Source organism: Armatimonadota bacterium (assembly GCA_020354555.1).
In the GTDB taxonomy this organism is placed as follows: Bacteria; Armatimonadota; Hebobacteria.
The window spans coordinates 417,099-425,247 of the sequence record CP070648.1 but is presented as its reverse complement, the minus strand read 5'-3'; the positions used below and the strand labels follow the sequence as shown (position 1 = coordinate 425,247).

The window sequence follows — 8,149 nt, the reverse complement described above, 5'->3', positions numbered from 1 at the left end:
CTACGGTAATTCGCTGTACGAAAGCGACCAGAGCGTGCGCACGGAAGAAGGCCGGCAAGCGTTCGCGCGGTTCGCGGCGGCGGCGGCCGGGCGCTACCGCGGGCGCGGCATCATCTGGGAGCTGTGGAACGAGCCGAACATCGGGTTCTGGAAGCCGCAGCCGAGTGTCAACGACTACATGGCTCTGGCGAAGGTGGTGTTCCCGGCGATTCGGCAGGCCGATGCCGGAGCGCTCTGTGCGGCGCCGGCGACCTCAGGCATCCCGATGGACTTCCTGGAGGAGTGTTTCCGCCAGGGGCTGCTCGATCTCGTGGATGGGGTGACGGTTCACCCCTACCGCAAGCAGCCGCCGGAGACCGCGGCGGAGGACTACGAGCGGCTGCGGGAACTCATCGCGCGGTACTGCCCCGACCGACCCGACATGCCGATTCTGTCGGGCGAGTGGGGGTACTCGTCCGTGTGGGATGATTTCGACGAAAAGCGCCAGGGGCAGTACCTTCCGCGGCAGTTCCTGACGAATCTGATGTCGGGGGTGCCGCTGTCCATCTGGTACGACTGGCACGATGACGGACCGGACCCGAAGGAGCCGGAGCATCATTTCGGGACGGTGACGCTGGACTATCAGCCGAAGCCCGCCTACCGGGCGATGGAGCGACTGGTGAAGGCGCTCACGGGGATGCGCTTCGTCAAGCGACTCGAGTCGGCGCCGGAGGACTACCTGCTGCTGTTCTCGGATGGGAAGCGGTACCGGATTGCGGCGTGGACAACCGGCGACGCGCACGACGTGGAGGCGATCCCGGGGCAGAAGGCGTATCTTCACGGCGACCCCTTCTACATTTTCGTGCCGGCGGATCGCATCTTGACCAAGGACATGACCATCGGCCCGCGGTCGGCGGCGGAAGACGCGATTCGCGAGGCGGTTTTCCGCTACGAGATGCAACGCAACTCGGCGGACGCCTACTTCCTGGCGACCGGGCAGGACGAAGATCACGACCCGGGGGACGATCTGATGCAGCAGTTCATGCGCGACGAAGGGGTGAAGCCGTTCTCGCGATGCTCGCTGACGGATGCCCGGTTCGTGGACCAGGCGACGGGGAAGCCGGGCATGATTCTGCGTGCCCGCACGATCACATGGATCAGTGAGAGTGAGGTTACGGTTGAAGGGGGGTACTCCACGGGGCTCAATGCCGGCGTCGGCAAGACCTATCGCGTGATTCGCAAGGACACGCGATGGGTCGTGGACGGTGAGCGGACGCTGTGGGTTTCGTGAACCCGCAGCGCCCGGGCTGACGTCGGGCTCTCAGGGACGGCGTCGCGGCAACGTGGCCGGGCGTTGTCGTTCTTCCGTGACAGTGCTGCGGGCGTGGCGCGGCCAAAACCACGCCACGAGTAGAAAGCAGTGAGGAGGTGGCACTATGGCGCTTGAGCGCGTGAAGGAAATGCTCGACCAGGTGGCAGGCACCGCGCGGGTCGAGACGGCGTACGGTGAATCGCGCGAGGTCGCCGGCAAGACCATCATACCGGTCGCGCGCGTGTCGTACGGCGGCGGGGGCGGCGGCCAGGGCCGTCAGGGCGAGGCCGAGCAGGGCCAGGAGGGCGTCGGGGGAGGCGGCGGCCTGGGGGTCAACGTTCAGCCCTTGGGCTGCTTCATCGTCACGAAAGAGAGCGAACGGTGGGTGCCGGTGGTTGACGTCACCAGGGTCGCCGTGGCGGGATCCATGGTGGCGGTCATGCTGTTGTGGACGATCCGGAAGATCGCGGGCAGCCGGCGCGAGGACTAGCCTGGATTATTCATACCCATCGCAGGTCGGCCGTATGGTCCGTGCGTACGCCACAGTCGCTGCTCGCGGATAATTCATGACTGCCCAGGCAGGCGGTGTGTCCGAAACGCGCGCTCGTCATGAATAGTCCGGACTAGCCGCCGGTCGTCCGTCGCAGCGGGCCAATGGCGATGCCCTGCGGCCCAATGTCGAACATGCGCCAGCAGCCTGCGACGGAGGGGGCGGTGGCGATCCACTTGGTTCCACCCGGGAACTCGCCGACGAAGTCGTGATGCCAGTGGCCGGCGACGTAGGCCAAGAGGCGATTCCCGTAGAGGTAGCGCTGGAGGTGGTGGGACATCCCCGGCTCGTAGCGATGGGTGAAGAGCACGCGCCAGCGGGTTGACGGCTCGCCGCGCAGCGCGTGAACCACAGCGAGCCACTGGGGATCCCTCTGCCAGTCAGTCCAGCGGAACTCGGTGTCGCAGGCCACGAAACGATCTGATCCCACGTTGAAGAAGTAGTTCGCATCCCCGCAGTATTCCAGGAACGCGCTGTCGAGCGTTGGGCGATTGCGGTCGTGGTTCCCCGCGCAGACGACCGTCGGCGCGTCGAAGCAGCTCAGCAGTTCGACAAATGCCTGGTACTCATTCGGCTCCCCGTGGTCGGTCACGTCGCCGGTGATGAGGATGAGGAAGGGCTTCTCCCGGTTGACCTCGGCGGCCAGCGAGCGCAGAGTCTCCGCCGCCGGGAATCGGCCGGAGCCGATGTGCGTGTCGGTGAGCTGCGCGACTGTGTAGTCCGTGGGAAAGCCTTCGACGACGAAGACGGATCGCGGGTTGGTGTCGGACTGCGCGCCGAGCTGAACGGTCAGCGAATACGCCCCGGGGAGAAGATCCGCAGGCACGGTCGCGCGAAACCATGCAGCGCCGTCCGGCTCGCGGCGGCCGGTCGCGCGCAGATCGAGAGCAGCGCGCGCGTCGCGCCCGGAGAGGATCACGGTGACCTCCGCGTTTATCTCGCCATCGCGGACTAGTACTTGGAAGCTGTCACCGGGCATCGCCAGAGCGGGTCGGCATTCGTTGGGCAGGACGAGTTTGTCGAGCTTACCCGACGCGTCGCGGGCGGCGCACGGCGCGGCACAGCTCAGCAGCACCAGGAGCAGGGCGGAGCGGAGTCTCATCTCGCGCCTCCCTGCGGCCGGAAGACGCCGGCGTACCCTCGCTCGAAGTTGTCCGGCGAGGCCGCGAGATCTCTGCCGGACCGGGTCGCGACGCAGACGCGCCATTTCCCTCCGTTGTCGCTGGTGTATGCGACCAGCTTGGCATCGGGCGACCACTGCGGATTCCACTCGTTCCAATCGCCGCTCGGGCGGCCCCAAAGGCGGGTCGTGCCACGTCCCGGGTCAGCCCACAGGATAGCCCGGCGGTCGTTGAAGACCGTCTCCGCCAGGATGCCTTTCCCGTCCGGGCTCCACGTCGGGAACCAGGCCAAGTGGTCGTGCGCGAAAGTCCTGCAATCACCGTTGGAGAGCAGCGCCAGGCTCGCATCCCAGCCGATGAGCTGCTCCGCAGCCAGCGCTTCCCCGAAGGGCGCGGGAGCGCCGAGCCATGCGCCTGCCTGCGGTTCCCAGTAACGGACGACCGTGCCGTCGCGGCCCGCGTGCACCAGGCGCGATGTGCCGTCGCCGAGGTCTTCCCCGAAGATCACTCCGCCGCCGGGCGCGGGCGCGAGGTCGAAGTAGCGCCCGGGTCCGGTGATGGCGGTGATGTCGCCGCCGGCGGCAGGTACGCGGTAAATGCGCTGCAACTCCGGATCGTCGGCGGTCGGCGCATCCTGGCGGCGCCAGACGGGGGCGGTGGACGGCCACGTCGAACCGGCCGAGAAATACAGTATCGCGCCATCCGCATCCCAACGGGGCTCCAGGGCGTCTTCTTCAACAGGCGTCAGGCGCGTCGCCTCGCCGTTGGCGGCGTCAATCACCCACAGGCCGAGCCCCTCCTGGTTCAGCGTGACGCACAGCCGCCGTCCGTCGGGCGACCATCTAAGGTCCGCGGCCCACGAGGCGCCGATGTCGGTCAACTGCCGCGGCGCAGCTTCTCCGACCGACCACGAGTACACCTCAACGCGCCCGTCGCGCTGGCCGAGGAAGGCGAGCGTTGGTTTCGAGTCGGCCGGCGCTGCGAGCGCGGTGATGCCGAGCAGCGCGAAGGCCAGGCTGCAGAGAAGGAATCGTTTCATAGGCCTATCCGGATTGGGATTGTACGGCAGTCTGCAGATCATGCGACGCCCCGGGCGGCGCCCATTGGCACGGCAATTCTCATGCTGTCCCTTCGACGGGCGCACCTGTACGCCCTTGCTGAGGCAATGCGGGAGATGGCGGCGGCGCGCGCGGTGGTCGCGTTCGGAAGTGGAGCAGGGAAACGCTGGCCACGCCAGCGAAACATGGCGTGCGGATGAGTCAAGCGCGGGAGGCGAGGCGCGGCGCGGATCGCTGCTTGGCGCGGTCAATCGACTCGCGGAGGCACAGCATGAGGCTCGGGCGCAGGAGATTCCTCATGGCGGGCGTAGGGGCAATGGCAGGGATGGGCATACAGGGCATCGCGTCGGCGACGGAGGATTCACCTCTCGGCGACCGCGCATCCGCCGAAGCCTCTGGGCGGAGGCTGATTCTGAGCGCGCCGCTGACGCACTCCGACTGGATGCTGCGCGAGGGCGTGGCGTGGGGGCCGCAGGGCGTGCGTCACATGCTGGACGCCTGCAAGGCGTGCGGGTGGTCGCGGGTGTACTGGCGCTGCCTCGACGGCGGGCGGTCGCTCTATCGCAGCACGTTGATGGACGCGCAGGGCAAATGGGAAGACAATAACTTCTGGCACCCGACGACGCCGGAGGACGAAGCGTTCACCCAACGCTACACGCAAATGACGCCGGATGCGCGTGCGGCGCTGTTGGCAAGAATCGAACGATATGACTACGGGGCCTTCGACACGCTTGCCGAAGCCGTGCGCTACGGCCACGAGATCGGCCTGCAGATCCACGCGTGGCTTTCGATCAACGAGGACGACCACGGCTGGGGAATCCGCAGCCGGTTCGCGATCGCCCACCCGGAAAGCCGCTGGCGCAAGCGCGACGGCGAGTTCTACCGCTCACAGCAGAGCTTCGCGTTTCCCGCAGTGATGGAATACAAGTTGGCCATCGTCCGCGAGATCGTCGAGAACTATGAGGTGGACGGAATCTTCCTGGACTGGATTCGCACGGGTGATGTGCGCGACAACCCGCAAACCGATGGGGAGGGGGTCGCCGATCACGGGTACGAGGATCCGCTGGTCGCGGGCTTCAAGGCGAAGCATGGGGTTGACCCACACGACGTGCCGAACGGCGACGAACGGTGGGTGCGGTTCCGCGCGGGGCCGCACACGGAGTTCATGCGTGCGGTGCGAAAGCTCGTGGGTTCGCGGAAACGCGACATGCCGGTTTCGGTGATGGTGGCGCATCCCTGGTGCTACCGCGGAATGCAGGACCGGATTCACGGCAATCTGCGCGGGCTGCTGCTCGACGTCAAGACGTGGGCGCGTGAAGAGCTGATGGACGCGGCGGTGGCGGCCGGGTACTACCTCGCGGGCGGCGACGCGGAGAAGGCGTACAACGCGGTACGCGAGGAGACGGAGGGCAAAGTGGACGTGTGGCTCTATGCATGGGTGCCGTCGTCGGTGGAGGAGGTCGAGGCGGACGTTGCCCTGGCGCGCACGCTGGGCGCCAGGCAGATCCTGTTCTGGGAAGCGGATTACATAGACGGCAAGCCGAACCGGGATGAGCTGCAAGCGGCGATGCGTCGCCACGCGGCGGAGGGCATGTGATGAGCGGATCGCTGTCGTTAAACGGGACGTGGGATTTGGCGTATGCAGAAGGCGCGTTCCTGGTCGCGCCGGAGCAGCTGATGGGCGACGCGCTTCCCGGGCGAGGCGTGCTGCGCGCGCGGGTGCCGGCGCCGGTGCACCAGGTGTTGATGGAAGCCGGTCTGCTCGACGACCCGAACGTCGGCCTCAACTCGCTCAAGGCGCGCTGGGTGGAGGAGATGTTCTGGGTGTACCGTCATAGCTTCGCCGTGCCGCCGGAGGCGCTGCAAGCCAACGCGAGCCTGGTGTTCGAGCGCTTGGAGCTAGACGCGACGGTGGTCTTGAACGGCGAGGCAATCGGGCACCACGCCAACGCCTTTCGCCCGGCGGGCTTTGACGTGACCGGCAAGCTGCGGGCGGGCGACAACCTGCTGGTGGTGAGGATCAGCACGGGCATGCACGCCGCGGCGGACAAGCCGGGCGCGGAGTACTCCGGCGCGCCGACCGACCTGCTGACCAAGCGCCACTGGCTGCGCAAGCCGCAGTACCAGGGCGGGTGGGACTGGAACCCGCGCCTGATGAACGTCGGCATCCTCGGCGATGTGGAGTTGGCGTGGCTCACGGCTCCGCGCCTCGGTCAGGTGACGGTGTTCGCGATGCCGAGCGATGATCTGTCAACGGCGACGGTGCACGTGCGCGCCGCGCTCGAGGGCGTCGGGGAGCAGGCGGCGGAAGGCACGCTGAGCGCGCGCATCATCGAGACCGGGCAGGAGGCGACGCTGCCGGTGACCATCGAGCCCGGCGAGAGCCGCCGCGAGTTGACGCTCGACATCGCCGACCCGCGGCTGTGGTGGCCGGTGAATCACGGCGAGCAGTATCTCTACACCGTTGAGGTCGCGCTGGCGGCGGGCGGGGAGACGCAATCCGTCACCCGCCGCACCGGCGTGCGCCGCGTTGAGATGGATCAGTCGCCGCACCCGGTCGAGGGGAGCTACTGTGTCCTGCGGATCAACGACCGACCGGTATTCTGCAAAGGCGGCAACTGGGTGCCGCCGGATCTGCTGCACAGCGCGGTGACGCGGGAGCGCCATCGCGAGTTGGTGCGGTTGGCGGTGGAGGCGAACTTCAACATGCTGCGCGTGTGGGGCGGGGGCGTGTATGCCGATCACGCGCTGTGCGAGGCGTGCGACGAGGCGGGGGTGCTGCTGTGGCACGACTTCGTCTTCGCCTGCTCGAAGTATCCCGGGGATGATCCCGAGTTTGCGGCTGAGGTGCGCCGCGAGGTGACGCACGTCGTGCGCGAGCTGGCGCATCATCCCGCGCTTGTGGTGTGGTGCGGCAACAATGAGATCGAGTGGGGCGACTGGGATTGGGGGTACGACGACCGCGCGCGCACCCACCCGCACTACGCGATGTTCCATCACGATATCCCGCTCATCGTGCGCACGGAAGACCCGTCCACGCTGCACTGGATCAGCTCGCCGTGGTCGCCCGATTTCCGGCACCCGAACGATCCGACCGTCGGCGACCAGCACCCGTGGGGCGTCTCGATTCTGACCCCGGGGCCGGCTGACTGGTGGCAGTACCGCGGCTTCGTGGACCGGTTCGCCAACGAGGGCGGCGTGCTCGGCGCGTCGTCGCCCGCAACCCTGCGCCAGTTCATCCCGGACGACCAGCGGCGCCTGCTGTCGCCGAGTTGGGAACACCACGACAATCCCTTGGCGTCAACCGGTTCGCGGCCCGGCGAGATCGGCCGCGCGTACGCCACGGTGGAATTCTGGACCGGGCGCGATCCGCTGGCGATGGACTGGGAGCAATACGCGTTCGTCAGCGCCCTGCTCCAGGCCGAGGGCTTACAGGAATACATCGCCAACTACCGCCGCCGCATGTTCAGCAGCGCGTGCGCGGTGTTCTGGATGTACAACGATTCCTGGCCGGTCACTCATGGGTGGACGATCGTTGACTACTACCTGCGCAGGAAGCTTGCATATCACCCCGTGCGACGGGCGTTCCAGCCGGTGGCAGTGTTTGTTGTGGAAGAGGACGGCGTTGTCACGGTGTATGGCGTCAACGACACGACAGAGGCGTGGTGCGGCGAGCTTCGGTACGGGCTGTTTCTGCTCGCCGGGGGGCTGGCGCTGGACGAGAGCGCATCCGTCAGTTTGCCGGCGAACGCATCGACGCCGCTCGGGCGGTTCGATCGCGCGGAGTGGGATGCGCTCGATCCGCGCAAGGCGGGCGCGTTCGCGCAGCTACTGAAGGACGGGCAGGTCGTCTCGCAGCATCGCCTGTTCCTGGCGCGGTTCAAGGACCTCGCATTCGGCGCGCCGGATATCAACATGGAGGCGCAGGGAGGGCAGCTGACCCTGACCTCCGATGCGTTCGCATGGGGCGTGTGCCTCGACGTGGACGGTGAGGCGGCGATGGCGGACAACTGCTTCGACCTGCTGCCGGGGATTCCGTACGCGATCTCGTGGAGCGCCGACCTCGGCGAGCCGCGCGTCGTGCGCCTGGGCAACCGGGATGCGGTGGAGCCATTTTCTGTCGCCTGAT

The 8,149-nt window shown here is 67.3% G+C and carries 6 protein-coding genes; 4 read left to right on the top strand and 2 right to left on the bottom strand.

The window, feature by feature from the left end; genetic code table 11:
• Both JSV65_01770 and JSV65_01765 read left to right on the top strand, forming a co-directional pair.
• The coding region (locus JSV65_01770; GenBank protein UCH35106.1) for a cellulase family glycosylhydrolase at window positions 1–1,270 on the top strand (1,270 nt) is incomplete at its 5' end.
• Window positions 1,271–1,415: 145 nt separating this feature from the next.
• Entirely contained in the window at window positions 1,416–1,781 is a 366-nt protein-coding gene (locus JSV65_01765; protein ID UCH35105.1) for a sporulation protein, read from the top strand.
• A gap of 133 nt (window positions 1,782–1,914) precedes the next feature.
• On the opposite strand, the gene JSV65_01760 is transcribed toward JSV65_01765, so the two are convergent.
• Together JSV65_01760 and JSV65_01755 are read right to left on the bottom strand one after the other, a co-directional pair.
• Window positions 1,915–2,943 (bottom strand): metallophosphoesterase, encoded by a 1,029-nt coding sequence (locus tag JSV65_01760; GenBank protein ID UCH35104.1) that lies wholly within the window; start codon window positions 2,941–2,943, stop codon window positions 1,915–1,917.
• On the bottom strand, window positions 2,940–4,001 hold the full coding sequence (locus JSV65_01755; protein UCH35103.1) for a PD40 domain-containing protein: 1,062 nt from the start codon (window positions 3,999–4,001) through the stop codon (window positions 2,940–2,942). Before JSV65_01755 ends, JSV65_01760 begins: the two co-directional genes overlap by 4 nt.
• Before the next feature lie 317 nt (window positions 4,002–4,318).
• Between JSV65_01755 and JSV65_01750 the strand changes: the two genes are divergently transcribed.
• Together JSV65_01750 and JSV65_01745 are read left to right on the top strand one after the other, a co-directional pair.
• A complete protein-coding gene (locus tag JSV65_01750; protein UCH35102.1) occupies window positions 4,319–5,617 on the top strand; it encodes a family 10 glycosylhydrolase in 1,299 nt (432 codons plus the stop codon).
• Window positions 5,617–8,148, top strand: a complete 2,532-nt coding sequence (locus JSV65_01745; protein ID UCH35101.1) for a hypothetical protein — start codon at window positions 5,617–5,619, stop codon at window positions 8,146–8,148. The genes JSV65_01750 and JSV65_01745 overlap by 1 nt, the downstream gene beginning before the upstream one ends.
• The last annotated feature ends 1 nt before the right edge of the window (window position 8,149 follow it).

Excerpts from the sequence above, each read along its gene's own strand:
- JSV65_01765 (UCH35105.1), top strand. The coding sequence starts at position 1,416 with ATGGCGCTTGAGCGCGTGAAGGAAATGCTCGACCAGGTGGCAGGCACC.
- JSV65_01760 (UCH35104.1), bottom strand. The coding sequence starts at position 2,943 with ATGAGACTCCGCTCCGCCCTGCTCCTGGTGCTGCTGAGCTGTGCCGCG.
- JSV65_01755 (UCH35103.1), bottom strand. The coding sequence starts at position 4,001 with ATGAAACGATTCCTTCTCTGCAGCCTGGCCTTCGCGCTGCTCGGCATC.
- JSV65_01750 (UCH35102.1), top strand. The coding sequence starts at position 4,319 with ATGGCGGGCGTAGGGGCAATGGCAGGGATGGGCATACAGGGCATCGCG.
- JSV65_01745 (UCH35101.1), top strand. The coding sequence starts at position 5,617 with ATGAGCGGATCGCTGTCGTTAAACGGGACGTGGGATTTGGCGTATGCA.